Genomic DNA, 17,266 nt, shown 5'->3' with positions numbered 1-17,266 from the left:
TTCAGAACGAAGTACCGGATGATGGAACGTGGCTGCTCATCCAATCAGCGTGAACAGGACGAACATTCCACCCAGAAGCACCGGCTGGTGCAACAGATAAATGATCAGGCTGTGCCGCCCGGCCCAAGCCAGTGCCAGTCCGGTTTGGCCGGGTTGCGGGCCGGGTCTGGCATCGATCAGAAAAGCGCGCGCCAGCGCCATGCCCAGCAGAAACGGGCCGAACCACGGAAAGATCGGTTCCAGATCCATGCTGGGCGGTTGCAGCACGGAAAACCCGATCCATGCCAGCCAGCGCGTATCGAAGACCGGGAACTGCACCAGATAGGGTAGCGCCCAGACCGCGACGCCCAGAAGCGCCAGCGCCCATGCGCGCCAGCGCAGCACCAGCAGCCCGAGGATGCGCCCGACGACGATCATGTGCAGGATGCCGAAGAACACCCAGACCTCGCCCAGAGCTACATAGGTGACCATGCTGACCAGCAGCGCCGCCAGCGCGATTTTGGCGGTGTCGCGCCAGAAGGCCGGGCGGTTCAGTCCCCCGCGCGCGGCCAGTATCAGGCTGACCCCGGCGAGCAGGACGAAACTGCCAGCAACCAGCCGGGCGAAAAGCCGCCAAGGCAGCGAGGTGATCGTGCCCGGGTCGATCTGTCCGAAGAATTCCAGATCGAAGGTGAAATGAAAGATCACCATGCCGATCAGAGCCACGCCCCGCGCGATGTCTATCGAGGCGAGGCGGGAAGGGGTGCGCGCGGCTTCGGGGGGTGAGTATTCGTCCATGCCGCGCCGCGCCTTCTGCCTTGGGTCCGTTCAGGACAGAAAGCGCCGCGCGCTGCGCTGTCAAGGGCGGCGCGCGCGCAGGGAGCGCGCGCCCATGCCTCAGACGCCGCTTTCCACGGTCGCCTCGATCTCGCGCACGAGACCCTGTTCAAGCCGCAGGCTGTGGGCCAGCTGGTCGAGATAGGCGCGTTCCTCGGGCGTGTCGGGATCCATCGCCAGCAGCGAGGCCGCATAGAGCTCCGCGGCCACTTCGGGTGACGAGGCAAAGGCGGTTACGCGGGCGGGATCTTGCGGCGCGGCGAGTTCGTCCATCACGAAAGCCTTGGCATCGGGTGACAGATCGAGCGTCTCTATATGGCCGAAGATGCGCTGTTGTTCCTGTGCATCGACATGGCCGTCGGCCTTCGCGCCCTGGATCATCGCGACGATCACCCCGCGCGCCAGCGTCTCGGCTCCGGCGGGCGTGCGCTCGGGCGCGAAGGTGCTGTCTGCGGGCGGCGCCTGAAGCTGCGCCGTCCGGGACGCGCCCTGCGCGCCGTCCTGCGCCCCCTTGTGGCGCTGCCACGCGGTATAGGCGAGCGCGCCGACAGCGGCGAGGCCGCCGAGCTTCAATGCCGTGCCCGCGCCCTTGCCCAGCATCTTGCGCGATTTCTTGTTGCCGATCAGCAGGCCCACAAGGCCCCCGGCGGCGGCCCCTTTCCAGAGCTGGCTGTTGCCCGACGGCGCCTGCGGGGCGGTGCCGGATGCGGCCTCTGGCAGACCGGCATTGCCCGCGCCGCCTGTCAGGTCGCGCGCCATGCGGGACAGATCGCCCCCTTGGGCCGAGTTCATAACTTGATCCAGCAAGCGCCGCGCGTCGAACATCCGTGCAATCCTTCCGTGTTTCCGGGGTCCGATTTCGACGTGGGGACGATCCGGGGAAATTCAAGAATGACAAAAGGTGCGCCCACGCCATGGTGATCGTATCGCCGGTTTTCCGCTGGGCGGCGCTTTCCAATCGGGGGGAAATGGTGTCTCCTCCGCCGCGCGCCGAACCCCGGGCCCGCCCGGACACGGCACAGACGAGGGGGGAACCATGAGCGACACGACTTACTGCCACCAATCCATCGCGCAGGCGGTACTGGATCACGGCATCGACACGATCTTCGGCCTGATGGGCGATGCCAACCTGTTCATGGTGAACCACTACGTCCGCGAAGGCGGCGGCACCTTCGTTCCCGTCGCGCATGAGGGCAGTGCAGTGCTGATGGCGCTGGCCTATGCGCAGGTCTCGGGCAAGGTGGGGCTGGCCACGATCACCCACGGCCCGGCGCTAACCAATTGCTCGACCGCGCTGACCGAAGGGGTGCGCGGGCGGGTGCCGATCGTGCTGCTGGCGGGCGATACGGCGGTGACCACGCCGCAGAATTCGCAAAATATCGACCAGCGCGAGGTTGTGAAAGCAACCGGGGCCGGGTTCGAGCAGATGCGCTCGGCGGCCCACGCGGCCGAGGATGTCGCCACCGCTTTCTACCGCGCGCGGGTCGAGCGGCGGCCCATCGTTGTGAACATGCCTTCGGACCTGATGTGGCAGGAAGTGGCGCATCGCCGGACGGTCCTGCCGGTCTTCGACACGCCCGCTTTCGTGCCCGAGGGGGACGCGCTGGACGAGGCCATCGGCATGATCGCCTCGGCCCGGCGGCCCGTGATTCTGGCGGGCCGTGGCGCGGTCGGGGCGAAGGACAGGCTGATCGCGCTGGCCGAGCGGCTGGAAGCGCCGCTCGCCACCACGCTCAAGGGCAAGGGGCTGTTCGCGGGCCATCCCAACAATATCGGCATCTTCGGCACGCTCAGCGCGCCCGGCGCCTATGACGTGATCGCCAAGGCCGATTGCGTCATCGCCTTCGGCGCCAGTCTGCATCAGTTCACCACCGACAAGGGCAAGCTTCTGGAGGGCAAGCGGGTGGTGCAGGTCAACACCGATCCCGCGACCTTCACCGCAAATTACCGCCCTGACGCCGCGCTGATCGCCGATGCCGGTCTGACTGCCGGAAATATCCTGCACTGGCTCGACGAAGCCGAGATCGCGCCTTCGGGCTTCGCGGGTGAGATCGACGCGGCCAGTGTGGCACAGCATCCGCCGGGGCGCCCCGAGGGGGCATCCCCCGGTCATGTGGATTTCGCCCATGCGCTGGACCGGCTGGACGCGGCGCTTCCGCGCGGGCGGGTGCTGGCCACCGATGGCGGGCGCTTCATGACCGAGGTCTGGTGCCGTCTTTCCGCCCCCGAGCCGAGGCGATTCCTTGTCTCGACCAATTTCGGCTCGATCGGGCTGGGCCTGCAGCAGGCGATCGGCGCGGGACTGGCCGCGCCGGGCGTGCCGGTGGCGCTGTTTACGGGCGATGGCGGCTTCATGGCTGGCGGGCTGACCGAGTTCAACACGGCGGTACGGATGGGGCTGGACCTGATCGTCATCATCGCCAATGACGCGGCTTACGGCGCCGAGCATATCCAGTTCCGCGACCGGCAGATGGACCCGGCGCTGTCGCAATTCGACTGGCCCTCTTTCGCCGACATCGCGACCGCGCTGGGCGGGGCGGGGGTCACGGTGGCCTCGGCCGACGATCTCGACGCGGCGGCCGAGGCGATCGCGAACCGCGACCGCCCGCTTCTGATCGAACTGAAGCTCGACCCCGACGACGTGCCACGCATGCGGATGTAACGGGACGGGGCGGCGGTCCGGCGCTTAGAGCCGGAACAGGCCCAGAGCCTCGACCACCTCGCGCTTTGTGGCTTCGGTCCGGGCGCGGGCGCGCTCGGTGCCGTCGCGGATGATGTCCAGCACATGCGCTTTGTCCCGGGCCAGCAAGGCGCGGCGTTCCCGGATCGGCGCGATCAGGGCCTGCAGGATGCCTTCGAGCCGCGCCTTGATCTTCCCGTCGCCCAGACCGCCGCGGCGGTAATGCGCCTTGAGTTCGGCCAGAGCGTCGCGGTCTTCGTCGAAAGCGTCGAGATAGGTGAAGACGACATTCCCCTCGACCCGGCCCGGATCCTCGACGCGCAGATGGTCCGGGTCGGTGAACATTGCCCGGACGGCGGCACGGATCGTGTCGGGCGAGGCCGAAAGCGTGATGGCATTGCCGCCGGATTTCGACATTTTCGCTTTGCCGTCGATGCCCGGCAGGCGGCCCGTTTCCGGGATCACCGCCTGGGCTTCGGGCAGGACCGCGCGCCCGGCGGCGGCGTTGATGCGGCGCGCGATCTCGTTGGTCTGTTCGATCAGCGGCGCCTGATCGGCCCCCACCGGCACCACGGTCGCCTTGAAGGCGGTGATATCGGCCGCCTGCGCCGCCGGGTAGCACAGAAAGCCCGCCGGGATGTCGCGCCCGAAGCCACGCGCGCGGATCTCGTCCTTGATGGTGGGATTGCGTTCCAGCCGCGCGACGGTGACGAAATTCAGGTAGAGCATCGACAATTCCGCCAGCGCGGGCAGATGCGATTGCAGGCAGATCGTCGAGCGCGCCGGGTCGATCCCGACCGCAAGATAATCCAGCGCGACCTCGATCACGCTGCGCCGCACCTTGTCCGGGTCATGGGCGTTATCGGTCAGGGCCTGCGTATCGGCGAGCAGCAGGAATTGCTCGTGGCTGTCCTGACTGCGCAGCCGGTTCGCAAGCGAGCCCGCGTAATGGCCGATATGCAGCGGGCCGGTGGTGCGGTCTCCGGTCAGGATGACGGGTCTGGTCATGATGTGTCCTCGTGAAACGGGCGAGGGGCCGCAGGGGGGACACGTGGAAAACAAAAGGCCGCCCATGCGGCGGCCTCGGGGAAAGTGGATGTTCCGGCCGCCTTGTCAGGAGACCAGCCACCAGAGGGTTGCGATGTTCATCGTGTTTTCCATGGCCAAGGCATGTAGCGGCGGGCGCCGAGGCCGTCAATCGGCAAGCGCGCAGCGGCAGTCGCGGTATGACGGATAGCGCGGGACGGCAAAGAAAAAGGGCCCGGACACGCGGTCCAAGCCCTTGAATTCTTTGGCGCACCCGAAAGGATTCGAACCTCTGACCCCCAGATTCGTAGTCTGGTGCTCTATCCAGCTGAGCTACGGGTGCGCTGTGGGGCGTCATGTACCGCCCTCTGTCGGACAGCGCAAGGGGGGCATGCGGATTTCTTGTGCGAAATTTCTAGGGGGCGTTCGGGGGGCTGGTGCGCGCCTGCCGCTTCCCTCGGCGCTTACATCGAATGCGGCAGCAGGATGCGGAATTCGGTGCCTTCCTCGTCGCTGCGCTCAAGGCTCAGCGCGCCGCCATGGCCGCGGATCAGCTCGGCCGCGATCACCAGACCCAGCCCGGTTCCGCCCTTGCGCGCGCCGCCCTGAAAGGCCGCGAACAGGTTTTCGCGCGCACGCTGCGGCAGGCCCGGCCCGGTATCGATGACGCGAATCGCCGTACCCTCTTCGGTGTCGCGGGCGGTGACCTCGATGCAGCCCTGCTTGCCGGTGGCCTCGATCGCCTGCCGCGCATTGCGCACCAGATTGGTCAGCACGCGGTGGATCTGTTCGGGATCGGCGCGCAGGCTCAGCGTGGCAGGGACATCGACAAGGAATTCGACCAGCTGTGTGCCGTCGCCTGCCGCCATCGTTTCGCTTTCCACCAGATCCTCGACCATCGGGCGCAGGACGAACTGGGTCAGGCGGGGCGGCGGTTCTTCGGCCTTGCCGAAGGCGAGCGTCGATTCGCACAGGCTGATCGCGCGCGAGAGCGAGTTGAGCAGCTTGGGCGCGGCGCGCGCGACCTTGGGATCGTCCGAGCGCTCGATCCGGTCGGCCAGCAGCGAGGCGGTGGACAAGATGTTGCGCAAATCGTGGCTGACGCGCGCGACGGCGCCGCCAAGCTGCGCCAGCCGCTCTTTCTGACGCAGGGCCTTCATCAGGTCTTCCTGCAGATGCAGCAGCGCTTCCTCGGCCTCGCGCAATTCGGTCACCCGGCTGTCGGGAACGATGAGCGAGCGCGCATCCTCGGGCGCCTTGGCGTAGGTCGCCATCGAACGCACGACGCGCCGGATCGGCGTCACGATCAGCCGCTGCACCGACAAAAACAGTAAGGCGGCGGTGGCGACCGATATGATCAGAGACAGAACGAGGATACGCATCGCGTAATCCTGCAGGCTGTCGCGCATCGGGTCCGCGTTCATCGTGACTTCGATCAGCAGCCCCGCTTCCTGTACCGGGTCGCCGATCAGCCGGATGACGGTGTTGTCGGGCAGAAACAGCGCGGCGAGGCCGTCGCGCATCAGCGGCCAGATCGAGCCGTCGCGCAGATCATAGGTCGCGCTGACGGGGGCCGGGACGGGCGAGGACAGCACGAGTTCGCGCACCGCGTCGCGCCGCAGCACGACGTTGTAGACCCCCGCGGTATCGAGCAGTTCCTCGGCCAGCTTGTCGCTGATCTGCCCGTCCGAGGCCAAGAGCGCGAGCGACGCGATCTGAGCCCGCTCGACGCGCGTCAGCAGGTAATCCTCGCGGTAGCGTGCCACATAGGGCACGAAGATCAGCACCTCGGCCAGCAGCACGAAGATCATCGTGAGCAGCAGGAAGCGGCCTGAAAGCGTCCGAAAGAACATACCCGTCCCGCGATCGTCGTGGCTACGGGACCCAGCGCTGAAGCGCCCGTACCACGTTTCTGATCAAATGATTATCAAACAGTTTCGGGCTAAAATAGGCAGAGGCCGCGCGTTTGGAAAGCTCTGCCATGGTCGGATAGGGCATAACGGTTGCGGCCAAAGCGCCCATTTTCATCTTGTTGGCGATCATCATCGACCACAGGGCGATCTGCTCGCCAGCCCCTGCGCCCACAAGCGTGGCGCCGACAGGGCGACCGCCGACCTCCATGACCTTCAGGAAGCCCTGCACATGCCCCTCGGCAAGGGCGCGGTCGTTGCCGTCCATCGCGACCCGCAGCACCTGCATCCGTCCGCCGAATCGGTCGCGCGCCTGCGATTCGGTCAGCCCCACCTGCGCCAGTTCGGGCTGGGTATAGGTGACGCGCGGTATGTGGTCGTCGCGGACCCGCGCGGGCAGGGCAAAGAGCGCCGAGCGCACGACCTGCCCGGCATGATAGCCCGCAAGATGGGTGAACTGGCCGCGCCCCGCCGCGTCGCCCACGGCATAGACGCGCCGGTTGGTGCGGCTGCGCAGGCTGTCGTCGGTGTCGATCCCGCTTTTCGTCTGCCGCACATTCGCGCAGTCCAGATCAAGCCGTTCAAGCGACGGGCGGCGCCCGACCGCGACCAGCAGATGGGTGCCCACGAAGATCGTACCGCCCGCGACCTCGACCTCGATGCCGCCGGTGCGACCGCCGACGCGGTTGGCCTGCGCGTGTTCGACGATCTCGATTCCCTCGCCGCGCAGCCGCTCGAGCACCAGCGCCGCCGCCTCGGGGTCTTCACGCCCCAGCGCGGCGCCGGCCTCGATCACGGTGACCGAGCTGCCCAGCCGCCGATGCGCCTGCGCCATTTCCAGCCCGATCGGCCCACCGCCGATGATCAGCAGATGGCCCGGCGCTTCGCGCAGGTCGAAGATCGTCTCGTTGGTCAGATAGGGCGTGGCGTCGATCCCCGCGATCGGCGGCACGAAGGGACGCGAGCCGGTGGCGATGACGAAACGCCGGGCGCGGATCCGCTCGCCGCCCGCCTCGACCTCGTCGGGGCCGGTGAAGCGCGCCCAGTCGCGGATCACGGTAACGCCGAGCCCTTCGAACCGCTCCTGGCTGTCATGGGGCGCGATGGCGGCGATGGTATCGGTGACATGGCGCTTGGCGGCGGCGAAATCCACCTGCGGCGGTGTGCCCTCGACACCCGGCCCGCCGGTGCGGACCGCCTGCGCGGCCTTGCCTGCGGCCAGCAGCGCTTTCGACGGCACGCAGCCGTAATTCAGGCAATCGCCGCCCATCCGGTGCCCCTCGATCAGCACGACCGAGGCGCCCATCTGCGCCGCGCCTGCCGCCACCGAAAGGCCGCCGGAACCGGCGCCGATGACGCAGAGATCGGTCTTGAGCATGGTCTAGGGTCTCCGCTTGCGGTTGATGAGAACGGGCAGCAGCGACAGCGCCGCCAGCCCAAGGATAGGCCCCAGCACATAAGGTTCAAATATGACAGACAGATCGGGCCGCTCGCCGCGCTCGAAAACCGCGCCCAGACCCGCGCCGATCCATGTATAGACCAGCGCGCCGGGCAGGATTCCGACAAAAGTCGTCCAGCCGAAACGCCGCGCCGGCACATCGAGCAAGGCGGGGATCAGGTTGGCCACGAAGAACGGCACGACCGGGATCAGCCGCATGGACATAAGCATCGGCACCTCGTTGGCGCGGATCCCGTCGCTCAGGCGCCGCACCCGCCCGTCCGAGGCATCGATCCGGGCCCGCAGCCCTCGTCCGAAGCCACGCCGCACGGCAAGAAACAGCGCCAGCGCGCCCAGCGTGGCGCCGGTGACATTGTAGAACACGCCCGGAAACAGCCCGAACAGGAAGCCGCCCGTGAGCGTGGCCCATGTGGCGCCGGGCAGCGAGAAGGCGACGATCAGCAGATAGCTGGCCATGAACAGCGCGGGCGTGGCCACGGGATGCGCGGCGGCGAAGGCGAGCAGCGCCTCGCGGTTCTGGGCCAGCGTGTCAAAGGTCAGCCGGTCGCGAAACAGCACGAAGCCCGCCACCGCGCCGGTGACGATCAGCGCCAGCGGCAGCCAGCGGCGCAGGGCGGAAAAGAACGAAGTCTGCTGTGTCATGCCTGCCGGGACGAAACGGAGCACGGTGTTGTTACACGCGCTTGCCGGGATTCGCTCTTTCGTGGCAGGCTAACGGCCCGAGAGCAACCGCCATGCGCGCTCGCACGGGGCCGGTTGGCGCAGGACAGCGTTAAGGGTGGCGTTTTTTGGTGTTCCGGGCCTGAATATCGGCGTGTTTCGGCCCGCGCGGCGTTGACTTGGGGCGCGACCCCGGCTATTGCCCGGCCCTCAGAACATGAAGCCCTCGAATCCCGGCCATTGGATTCGGGCCGACAAGAAGGACCGAAGCAATGAAACGTACTTTCCAGCCGTCGAACCTGGTTCGCAAGAAGCGTCACGGGTTCCGTTCGCGCATGGCCACCAAGGCCGGCCAGAAGATCCTGAACGCGCGTCGTGCGCGCGGTCGCAAGAAGCTGTCGGCCTGATCTTTCGGGATCGGGCTTTTCGGCCCGAGGTGACGCCTTTGACGCCGCCGGATGTGCCCCTGACCCGCTTTTCTGCGGAGGACAGGCGGCCCCGGCGGCTTCGTCATGCGTGGGTGCTGGCATGAATGTCCTCAAGCAACGCCGTGAATTCGTCGCCGCGTCCAAGGCCCGCCGCGCCCCGGCGCCCGGCTTTCTGCTGCAGGCGCGCGAGCGCGCCGAGGGCGAGCCCGGCGAGGGGCTGCGGGTGGGCTTTACCTGTTCCAAGAAGGTCGGCAACGCGGTGGCGCGCAACCGCGCCAAGCGGCGGCTGAGAGCGCTGGCACACGAGGTGTTGCTGGCCGAGGGGCTGACGGGCTGGGATTACGTGCTGGTGGGCAAGCCGGGCGCCACGGCCGAGCGGGATTTCGACGCGCTGCGCGGCGATCTGCGCAAGGCGCTGGCGCGGGTCCACGGCTGAGGCGGGAAGGGGGGCTTTGCCCCCCTCGGGCTTGCGCCCTCACCCCCCAGGATATTTGTCGATTAAAGATGAGGGGCGCCGGTTTCGGGCGCCCCTTTGTCGTTCAGCCGTCGAGCTTGCCGAGATCGGCGACGGACAGGCAGATCTGCCGGATGCGGCTGAGCAGGTTCAGCCGGTTGCGGCGCAGGATCTCGTTGTCGGAATTGATCTGCACGGCGGTGAAGAAGGCATCGGCCGGGGCGCGCAGGGCAGCCATAGCCGCCATGGCGGTGGCGAAGTCTTCCTGTGCCATGGCGGGGGCGATCTGCGCCTGTGCGGTGTCGAGGGCGGTGAAGAGCGCGCGTTCCTCGTCCGTTTCGGCGAATTTCGGGTCGGCGCCGAAAGAGTATTCGACGCCGTCCTTTTCCTCGGCCTGCGTCAGGATGTTGTTGGCGCGCTTATAGGCCTGGATCAGGTTCTCGCCGTCATCGGTTTCCAGCGTGGCCTGCAGCGCCCGGGCACGGGCGACGAGGAGGGTGAGGTCGTCATTGCCGGGCATGGCCAAGCAGGCGTCGATCACGTCGTGGCGGATGCCCTGATCACGCAGGTACACCTTCAGGCGGTCGTGGAAGAAGGCGAGGAGGTCGGTGACATCGGCGCCGGGATAAGCTTTGGCGAAAACCTCGGTAAGAGGGGCGCGCAGATCGTTGGTCAGGATCAGCCGGATCACCCCCAGCGCCGCGCGCCGCAGCGCGAAGGGGTCTTTCGAGCCCGTCGGCTTCTCGTCGATGGCCCAGAAGCCGGTGAGCGTGTCGATCTTGTCGGCCAGCGCCACGGCGACGGAAACCGGCTCGGTCGGGACGTCGTCCGAGGGGCCGAGGGGCTGGTAATGCGCCTTGCAGGCATGGGCGACGGCGTCGGGCAGGCCTGCGGCCTTGGCGTAGTAGACGCCCATCGTGCCCTGCAGTTCGGGGAACTCGCCCACCATGGCCGATTGGAGATCGGCCTTGGCGACTTCGGCGGCTTCATGCGCGAGGTCGGGCGAGGCGCCGACCAGCGGGGCGATTTCGCGGGCGAGGGCAGAAATGCGATCTATCCGCGCTTTCTGGCTGCCCAGCTTGTTGTGGAAGGTGACGTTGGCGAGGCCCTCGGCCATGCCCGAAAGTCCGACATTCGCCACTACGCGCAAGTCGTTCTCCCAGAAGAATTTCGCGTCCGACAGGCGGGCGGCGAGCACCTTCTGGTTGCCGGCGAGGATGGTGGCGCCGTTATCGGCGGTCTCGCGGTTGGCGACTGTCACGAAACGAACAATCTGCCCAGACTTGTCTTTCAGCGAAAAGAACTTCTGATGTTCGCGCATCGAGGTCTGCAGCACTTCGGGCGGCAGCGACAGGAAGTCGGCGCCGATCTCGCCCACCAGCACGACGGGCCATTCGACGAGGCCTGCGACCTCGGCCAGAAGACCCTTGTCCTCGACCAGTTCAAGCCCCAGCGCGAAGGCCTGGTTCTGCGTCTCGTTGAGGATCGTCTCGGCGCGCTCGGCCGCGTCGAGCACGACGCAGGCGCGTTTCAGCTTGGCCGCGTAATCTTCGAAGCCGGACACGGTGAAGGGCTCGGGCGCCATGAAGCGGTGGCCGCGCGTGGTATTGCCCGCCTTGATGCCGTCGATGTCGAGCGGCACGATTTCGGCGCCCGCTTCGGACACCATCAGCGCGATGATCGAATGCAGCGGACGCACCCAGCGCAGGCTGCCCGCCCCCCAGCGCATGGATTTCGGCCAGGGGAAGTTGCGGATGGTTTTTTCCAGCACGGCCGAGAGGATTTCGGCGGCGGGCTGACCGGGTTTCTCGATCATCGCGAGGTAGAAGGCGCCCTTCTTGTCCTCTTTGGTGATCAGGTCGTCCATCGTCAGCCCGGTTGCGCGCAGAAAGCCGTCGATGGCCTGCTGGGGCGCGCCGACCTTGGGGCCCTTGCGCTCTTCGCGCAGGGTGGGGCTTTCGTCGGTCAGGCCCTCGATGGCCAGAACCAGCCGGCGCGGGGTCGAAAAGCTGCGGGCATGGGCATAGGTGAGACCGCCCTCGACCAGCCCGTCGGTGACCAGCTTGCGGAGATCCTCGGCGGCGCGGGTCTGCATGCGCGCAGGGATTTCCTCGGAAAAGAGTTCGATCAGGATATCGGGCATGGCATCACCGGGGCGCTCTGTGGGGCATCTGTCTTGACGCCCCGGTGCTTATCGGTCCTGCCGTTGCGCGGCAAGCCGATAGCGCGATTTCCTAGGTCGCGCGCTCGGCCTGCGCCCTGACATGCTGCGCGATCGTCGTCAGCCTGCGCGAGCCGCTGACGCCGGGGACCACGCGGTAGCGCGCCTCGACAAGGTTCTCGACGCCAAAGCCGAGGATGCCCAGACCGATCACGCCCAGCAGGATGCGCCCGGCGGTCAGCGAGTGGATGTATTCCAGCGCGCCGCCGATGCCCTTGGCCTCGGACGGGTCGGTGCTGATCGCGGCGTAGAGCAGGAAGGCGCCGGCGATGCCCAGCACGATGCCGTAGCTGACGAAACCCCATCGCAGAAGCGGTTGCAGTTTCTGCGTCGTCTCGGTGCTCTGGATGTAGCGCTGGTACTTCTTCTGCCAGCCCTTGAGGACGTAGTGCACCCCGGCACCGATGATGCACAGCGCGCCGACGCTCACGAGCCAGCGACCTGCCGGCATCTGCATGATCGTCGCGGTCCAGTCCGAGGCCCCGCCCGATCCGCCCCCGGAGCCGGCGCCTATGCTGAGCGGAAAGGTGGCGATGGCGCCGCCGATACCGATATGGATCAGCCCGGTGACAACAAGGCCGAAGCGCTTGGCGTGGCCTTCCTCGTCATCGCCGCGTTGCTCAAGGTCGTAATACGCGGCGATAAGGCGCCAGATGCCGTAGCAGAGAAACCCGATGGCCACGAGCCAGAGCAGCACCTGTCCGAATGGCGCCTCGCGCAGGGTCTGGACGGCGCCTTGCGTGCCCTCGGCCCGCCCGCCGGTGGCGGCGGCTGTCAGCGACAGGGCGCCGAGGATGAGATAGACGATTCCCCGCGAAGAATAGCCCGCGCGCATCATTGGCACGACCCAGTCCGGAGCACGTTGATCGGTCATGCGGCTTCTCCCATGGCTGCGCAGGCATGGAAGGAAAGCGCGCGAAGGGGCGAAAAGGTTCCCTAGTCGCGGGGCACGGCGGGCGGGGGCGGGCAATCGGCGGGGGCCGGATCGCCGTCATAGACCGCTTCGCCGCAATGGTTGATCATCGGCCAGACATAGGCGCGGCCATCGGGATAGAGCGCCATCACGCGGTCGAATCCGTAGGGCGCGTTTTCCTCGACCATGACCGGGCGGGCGCGGCCCGCCAGAAGATCCTCGCCGATGGTTTCGGCGTCGAAACAATCGAACCAGCCGGGCGCGTTCAGGGGCTCGGAATGGTCACGCTCGACCAGATCGGGGATTGCGCCGGCAATCTGGAAGCAGGCGCGATAGCGCAGCGGCGACGAATAGCTGTCGATGCCGCGGAAATCCGCGATCTCGAGCCGCGCGGTGCCGCCGTCGGGCGTCGCGACCTGATAGCCGATCTGCGGCTCGAGCTCTTCGTAATAGCCGTAGACCTGCAGATAATACATGAACCCGCCGGTCAGCAGAGCGGCCAGCACGATGACGCTCGCGGCGATGCGGCCGGTCACGCCCGGGCCCCTTCGGGCGTCCAGCCGCCTGCCTCGGTCTGCACGAAGGCGTCGGCGCATTTCTTGGCCAGCGCGCGGACCCGGCCGATATAGGCCTGCCGCTCGGTGACCGAGATCACGCCGCGCGCGTCCAGCAGGTTGAACAGGTGGCTGGCCTTGATGCACTGGTCATAGGCCGGGTGGGCCATGACGATGCGCTTGCCGCTATTGGGATCCTGCGGCTCGAAGGAGAGCAGGTGCTCGCATTCGGCCTCGGCATCCTCGAAATGGCGAAGCAGCATCTCGGTGGTGGCGCCGTCGAAATTGTGGCGGGAATATTCCTGCTCTGTCTGGCGGAAAATGTCGCCATAGGTCAGCGCAATGGGCGCCTGCGGGTCGTTGAACGGCATCTCCATCACGTGGTCGATGCCCAGCACATACATCGCCAGACGCTCAAGCCCGTAGGTCAACTCGCCCGAGACCGGCTTGCAATCATGGCCGCCGACCTGCTGGAAATAGGTGAATTGCGACACTTCCATCCCGTCGCACCAGACCTCCCAGCCCAGACCCCAGGCGCCCAGCGTGGGCGATTCCCAGTCGTCCTCGACGAAGCGCACATCATGCAGCGCGGTGTCGATGCCGATCGCGTCGAGCGAGCCGAGATACAGCTCTTGCAGGTCGGGCGGCGAGGGTTTGATCAGGACCTGATACTGGTAGTAGTGCTGCAGGCGGTTCGGGTTCTCGCCATAGCGCCCGTCGGTCGGGCGGCGCGAGGGCTGAACATAGGCCGCAGCCCAGGGCTGCGAGCCGAGCGAACGCAGTGTGGTCGCCGGGTGGAAGGTCCCCGCGCCCACTTCCATGTCGTACGGTTGCAGCACGGCGCAGCCCTTGGCCGCCCAATAGGCCTGAAGCCTCAGAATGATTTCCTGGAAGCTGCGCGGTTTGTCGGAACTGGCGGACATGCTGGGCCTATAGACAGGGACAGAAATGGCGGAACCTTGGTTCAGCGCTTCAATAGGCTCAGGGCGGGGCAGGGTCAACGTCGCGCGCCCGTGCGGCGGCCACCGTGCGGTGTGACGTTTCGCCCTCGGTGGGTGGCATCGTCCCGGTTCACACGAGCCGGTTGCAGGCCATGCGGAAAAGGCGCGGAAAAAATGACACGCCCCGTGGTCAAGGCCCCTATCTAACCTAATTTTTATCGGCACTTGCTTGACGACCCTGCTAGGGTCTCGGGGAATCATAAAAAAACAACCAATCGTGGAACGAACGTGACCGATCGAATAGTTAAAGCCTTTTTCGCAACCCTTGTGGCGGTGATCCTCGTTCCCGCTGCGGCGCTGGCGCAGGCGTCGCATTGGGTGCAGATCGAAGCGCATGCGACGCTGCGCACCGCCGAGGAATTCGCCACCCGCTACGAGGAACGGATCGGCAATATCTCGGGCTTCCGGATCGCCGGGGGCTGGTATGCGCTGGCCGTGGGCCCGTTCGAAAGCACCGAAGACGCCGAAGCACGCCGCGCCGCGCTGATCGCCGCGCGTGAGATCCGCGAAGACAGCTATGTGACCGACGATTCGATCTATGGTCAGCGCTTCTGGCCGGTCGGCGGTCAGTCCGGCACCGCGACGCCCGCGCGTGACGCGACCCAGCCCGCGGCGGAAGCGGACGAGCCTGTCGCCGATGAGCCGGTCGCCGAGGCCGAGGCGCCTGAGACGGAAGCCGAGCTGTCGGGATTGCTAGCGCAGGCCGAAACCGCGCCCGCTCAGGAGGCCGTCGAAACCGCTCCGGCAGCGCCTGCCGAGCCCACGATCGAGGATCTGCCGATCGAATCCGTCGCCGAGGCGCGGCAGATGGAATACCAGCTGACCCGCGACGAGCGCATGGAGATCCAGATCGCCCTGCAATGGTTCGGCTTCTATCGCAGCGGCATCGACGCGGCCTTCGGTCCCGGCACGCGCGGCGCGATCAGCGACTGGCAGGCGGCGAACGGGTTCGAGCCCTCGGGCTTCCTGACCACCCGTGGCCGCGCCACGCTGATGCGCGATTACGAAGAAGCGGTCGCCCGCTATGCGTTCGGCCCGTTCCGCGACGAGGCGGCGGGGATCGAGATCACCCTGCCGCTCGGCATGGTCGAATTCGACCGGCACGAGGCCCCCTTTGCGCATTTCAACGAGATCAACGACAGCGGCATGCGCGTGCTGCTGATCAGCCAGGAGGGCACGCAGAGCACCTTCTTCGGTCTCTATGAAATCCTGCAGACGCTGGAAGTGATCCCGCTCGAAGGCGAGCGTGAGCGCGGCCGCAACAGCTTTACCATCACCGGTCGCAACGCCTCCGAGCGCGCGCATGTCGAAGCGCGCCTGTCGAACGGCCAGATCAAGGGCTGGATGCTGCTGTGGGATGCCTCGGCCGACGACGATGCGCAGGTCATCCTGTCGACGATGCGCGACAGCTTCACGCCGATCGCGGGCGTTCTGCCCTCGACGATGGGGGCGACCGCCTCGACCGTGGCGCGCCGCGACCTGATCTCGGGTCTCGACGTGCGCCGCCCGGAACGCTCGCGCACCGGCTTCTTCGTCGATGCCGTGGGCAGCGTGGTGACCAGCGCCGAGGCCGTGAACCAATGCGACCGCGTCACCATCGACGAGGCCTATACCGCCACCGTGCGGTCGGTCGATGAGGAACTCGGCATCGCCGTGATCACCCCCGACGATCCGCTGGTCCCGCTGGCCTTCGCGCAATTCGCCCCTGCCGCGCCCACGCCCGGCAGCGAAGTCCGCGTGTCGGGCTTCAGCTATCAGGACACGCTGACCCGCCCCATCGTCAGCTTCGGCCAGCTGAGCGAATTGTCCGGGCTCGAGGGCGAAGAATATCTCTGGCGCCTGTCGCTCGAGGCGGAAGAGGGCGATTCCGGCGGTCCGGTCTTCGACATGAATGGCGGCGTCGTCGGCATGCTGCTGCCGCGCCCGGAAACGCCCGGCCGCATGCTGCCCGACGACGTGAATTTTGCGCTGTCGGGGGATGCGGTGCAGCGCATGCTGGCCGATTCGGGGCTGCGCGGCAGCGTGGCCCGCGTCTCGCGCCCGATGTCGGCCGAGATGCTGACGCGCATGTCGGGGGACCTGACGGTGCTGGTCTCCTGCTGGAACTGACGCGGCTCGGGCGGTGAGGGGCGGCGCGCGCGCGTCGCTCCCACCCACCCGCCCCGCTTGCGCGCGCGCCCTTGCCGCTGCTGCGTTTGCCGAAAGGCGGATGAGTATTTAGGGCAGAATGAAACAGGGCCGCTTCCCTATCCGGGAGGCGGCCCTCATCTTTGATCCATAAATATCCTCGGGGGTGAATTGGCCGCAGGCCAAGAGGGGGCAGACAGCCCCCTGACCCCGCAGCGGGTCAGTCGCGCGACCGGATGACCTTGCCGAAGCCTTCGAAGATCTCGGCATTCGCGGCGATCAGGTTGCCCGATTCGACCGGGTCCTGCCCGTCGCGGATCGGACCGACGAAGCCGCCCGCCTCTTTCACAAGGATCACGCCCGCGGCGATGTCCCAGGATTGCAGCCCGCGTTCCCAATAGCCGTCGTAGCGCCCCGCCGCGACATAGGCGAGGTCGAGCGCCGCCGAGCCGAAGCGGCGCACGCCCGCGCAGACCGGCATCAGCCGCGCCAGATCCTGCAGCGTCGCCGGCAGGGCCGGGCGACCGCCGAAAGGCACGCCGGTGGCGAAGATGCATTCGATCATCGACCGGCGCCCCGAGACCCGCAGGCGGGTTTCGTTCATATACGCGCCAAGGCCCTTCTCGGCGTAGAACAATTCGTCCTTGGCGGCGTCGAAGACCACGCCCGCGACGATCTCGCCCTTGTGTTCCAGCGCCACCGATACCGCCCAGTGCGGCAGGCCGTGCAGGAAGTTCGTGGTGCCGTCGAGCGGGTCGACGATCCACCGGCGCGTCGGGTCGACGCCCTCGGTCTCGCCGGTTTCCTCGCCAAGCCAGCCGTAATTCGGCCGGCCGGCCATGAGTTCGTCCTTGAGGATCCGCTCGGCTTCGCGGTCGGCTTTCGACACGAAGTCGCCCGGCCCCTTGGAAGAGACCTGGAGGTTCTCGACCTCGCGGAAGTCCTTGACCAGCGAGCGGCCCGCCTTGCGCGCGGCCTTGATCATCAGGTTGAGATTGGCGCTTCCCTGCATCGATG

15 protein-coding genes and 1 tRNA gene are annotated in these 17,266 nt (G+C 67.0%); 4 read left to right on the top strand and 12 right to left on the bottom strand.

The window, feature by feature from the left end; genetic code table 11:
* Nucleotides 1-36: 36 nt before the first annotated feature.
* A complete protein-coding gene (locus tag JI664_RS02550; RefSeq protein WP_207012154.1) occupies nucleotides 37-777 on the bottom strand; it encodes a heparan-alpha-glucosaminide N-acetyltransferase in 741 nt (246 codons plus the stop codon).
* Between the two features lie 99 nt (nucleotides 778-876).
* A complete protein-coding gene (locus tag JI664_RS02545; RefSeq protein ID WP_207012153.1) occupies nucleotides 877-1,641 on the bottom strand; it encodes a tellurite resistance TerB family protein in 765 nt (254 codons plus the stop codon).
* Between the two features lie 211 nt (nucleotides 1,642-1,852).
* Between JI664_RS02545 and JI664_RS02540 the strand changes: the two genes are divergently transcribed.
* On the top strand, nucleotides 1,853-3,478 hold the full coding sequence (locus tag JI664_RS02540; RefSeq protein ID WP_207012152.1) for a thiamine pyrophosphate-binding protein: 1,626 nt from the start codon (nucleotides 1,853-1,855) through the stop codon (nucleotides 3,476-3,478).
* Nucleotides 3,479-3,502: 24 nt separating this feature from the next.
* Here JI664_RS02540 and trpS read toward each other — a convergent pair whose 3' ends face one another.
* The 5 genes from trpS to JI664_RS02515 all read right to left on the bottom strand — a co-directional run bounded on the left by trpS (nucleotide 3,503) and on the right by JI664_RS02515 (nucleotide 8,533).
* On the bottom strand, nucleotides 3,503-4,504 hold the full coding sequence (trpS, locus tag JI664_RS02535) for a tryptophan--tRNA ligase (protein ID WP_207012151.1): 1,002 nt from the start codon (nucleotides 4,502-4,504) through the stop codon (nucleotides 3,503-3,505).
* Between the two features lie 284 nt (nucleotides 4,505-4,788).
* Nucleotides 4,789-4,865, bottom strand: a tRNA-Arg gene (locus tag JI664_RS02530).
* Nucleotides 4,866-4,986: 121 nt separating this feature from the next.
* A complete protein-coding gene (locus JI664_RS02525; RefSeq protein WP_207012150.1) occupies nucleotides 4,987-6,375 on the bottom strand; it encodes a sensor histidine kinase in 1,389 nt (462 codons plus the stop codon).
* 22 nt (nucleotides 6,376-6,397) lie between these two features.
* Nucleotides 6,398-7,810 (bottom strand): dihydrolipoyl dehydrogenase family protein, encoded by a 1,413-nt coding sequence (locus JI664_RS02520; protein WP_207012149.1) that lies wholly within the window; start codon nucleotides 7,808-7,810, stop codon nucleotides 6,398-6,400.
* A 3-nt stretch (nucleotides 7,811-7,813) separates the two neighbouring features.
* Complete coding sequence (locus JI664_RS02515; RefSeq protein WP_207012148.1) at nucleotides 7,814-8,533, bottom strand: TVP38/TMEM64 family protein; 720 nt, start codon at nucleotides 8,531-8,533, stop codon at nucleotides 7,814-7,816.
* A gap of 290 nt (nucleotides 8,534-8,823) precedes the next feature.
* On the opposite strand from JI664_RS02515, the gene rpmH reads away from it, so the two are divergent.
* On the top strand, nucleotides 8,824-8,958 hold the full coding sequence (gene rpmH, locus JI664_RS02510) for a 50S ribosomal protein L34 (RefSeq protein ID WP_207012147.1): 135 nt from the start codon (nucleotides 8,824-8,826) through the stop codon (nucleotides 8,956-8,958).
* A 121-nt stretch (nucleotides 8,959-9,079) separates the two neighbouring features.
* Nucleotides 9,080-9,415, top strand: a complete 336-nt coding sequence (gene rnpA / locus JI664_RS02505; protein ID WP_207012146.1) for a ribonuclease P protein component — start codon at nucleotides 9,080-9,082, stop codon at nucleotides 9,413-9,415.
* A 103-nt stretch (nucleotides 9,416-9,518) separates the two neighbouring features.
* Here the strand turns inward: rnpA and glyS are convergent, their stop codons facing one another.
* From glyS to JI664_RS02485, 4 genes are all read right to left on the bottom strand, one after another.
* Nucleotides 9,519-11,576 carry a glycine--tRNA ligase subunit beta gene (gene glyS / locus JI664_RS02500; protein WP_207012145.1) on the bottom strand — a complete coding sequence of 686 codons (2,058 nt, stop codon included), beginning with the start codon at nucleotides 11,574-11,576 and terminating at the stop codon, nucleotides 9,519-9,521.
* A 91-nt stretch (nucleotides 11,577-11,667) separates the two neighbouring features.
* Complete coding sequence (locus JI664_RS02495; protein ID WP_207012144.1) at nucleotides 11,668-12,528, bottom strand: DUF1206 domain-containing protein; 861 nt, start codon at nucleotides 12,526-12,528, stop codon at nucleotides 11,668-11,670.
* A 62-nt stretch (nucleotides 12,529-12,590) separates the two neighbouring features.
* Complete coding sequence (locus JI664_RS02490) at nucleotides 12,591-13,103, bottom strand: DUF6446 family protein (RefSeq protein ID WP_207012143.1); 513 nt, start codon at nucleotides 13,101-13,103, stop codon at nucleotides 12,591-12,593.
* On the bottom strand, nucleotides 13,100-14,044 hold the full coding sequence (locus tag JI664_RS02485; RefSeq protein ID WP_207012142.1) for a glycine--tRNA ligase subunit alpha: 945 nt from the start codon (nucleotides 14,042-14,044) through the stop codon (nucleotides 13,100-13,102). The genes JI664_RS02490 and JI664_RS02485 overlap by 4 nt, the downstream gene beginning before the upstream one ends.
* A 306-nt stretch (nucleotides 14,045-14,350) precedes the next feature.
* Between JI664_RS02485 and JI664_RS02480 the strand changes: the two genes are divergently transcribed.
* A complete protein-coding gene (locus JI664_RS02480) occupies nucleotides 14,351-16,231 on the top strand; it encodes a serine protease (protein ID WP_207012141.1) in 1,881 nt (626 codons plus the stop codon).
* 238 nt (nucleotides 16,232-16,469) lie between these two features.
* Here the strand turns inward: JI664_RS02480 and JI664_RS02475 are convergent, their stop codons facing one another.
* On the bottom strand, nucleotides 16,470-17,261 hold the full coding sequence (locus tag JI664_RS02475) for an inositol monophosphatase family protein (protein ID WP_207012140.1): 792 nt from the start codon (nucleotides 17,259-17,261) through the stop codon (nucleotides 16,470-16,472).
* Nucleotides 17,262-17,266: the final 5 nt, after the last annotated feature.

Origin of the sequence: Rhodobacter sp. NTK016B (genome assembly GCF_017303295.1) — a bacterium.
Classification (GTDB): Bacteria; Pseudomonadota; Alphaproteobacteria; order Rhodobacterales; family Rhodobacteraceae; genus Pararhodobacter.
This window is presented reverse-complemented; position numbering and strand designations above follow the sequence as displayed.

Excerpts from the sequence above, each read along its gene's own strand:
- JI664_RS02550 (WP_207012154.1), bottom strand. The coding sequence starts at position 777 with ATGGACGAATACTCACCCCCCGAAGCCGCGCGCACCCCTTCCCGCCTC.
- JI664_RS02545 (WP_207012153.1), bottom strand. The coding sequence starts at position 1,641 with ATGTTCGACGCGCGGCGCTTGCTGGATCAAGTTATGAACTCGGCCCAA.
- JI664_RS02540 (WP_207012152.1), top strand. The coding sequence starts at position 1,853 with ATGAGCGACACGACTTACTGCCACCAATCCATCGCGCAGGCGGTACTG.
- trpS (WP_207012151.1), bottom strand. The coding sequence starts at position 4,504 with ATGACCAGACCCGTCATCCTGACCGGAGACCGCACCACCGGCCCGCTG.
- JI664_RS02525 (WP_207012150.1), bottom strand. The coding sequence starts at position 6,375 with ATGTTCTTTCGGACGCTTTCAGGCCGCTTCCTGCTGCTCACGATGATC.
- JI664_RS02520 (WP_207012149.1), bottom strand. The coding sequence starts at position 7,810 with ATGCTCAAGACCGATCTCTGCGTCATCGGCGCCGGTTCCGGCGGCCTT.
- JI664_RS02515 (WP_207012148.1), bottom strand. The coding sequence starts at position 8,533 with ATGACACAGCAGACTTCGTTCTTTTCCGCCCTGCGCCGCTGGCTGCCG.
- rpmH (WP_207012147.1), top strand. The coding sequence starts at position 8,824 with ATGAAACGTACTTTCCAGCCGTCGAACCTGGTTCGCAAGAAGCGTCAC.
- rnpA (WP_207012146.1), top strand. The coding sequence starts at position 9,080 with ATGAATGTCCTCAAGCAACGCCGTGAATTCGTCGCCGCGTCCAAGGCC.
- glyS (WP_207012145.1), bottom strand. The coding sequence starts at position 11,576 with ATGCCCGATATCCTGATCGAACTCTTTTCCGAGGAAATCCCTGCGCGC.
- JI664_RS02495 (WP_207012144.1), bottom strand. The coding sequence starts at position 12,528 with ATGACCGATCAACGTGCTCCGGACTGGGTCGTGCCAATGATGCGCGCG.
- JI664_RS02485 (WP_207012142.1), bottom strand. The coding sequence starts at position 14,044 with ATGTCCGCCAGTTCCGACAAACCGCGCAGCTTCCAGGAAATCATTCTG.
- JI664_RS02475 (WP_207012140.1), bottom strand. The coding sequence starts at position 17,261 with ATGCAGGGAAGCGCCAATCTCAACCTGATGATCAAGGCCGCGCGCAAG.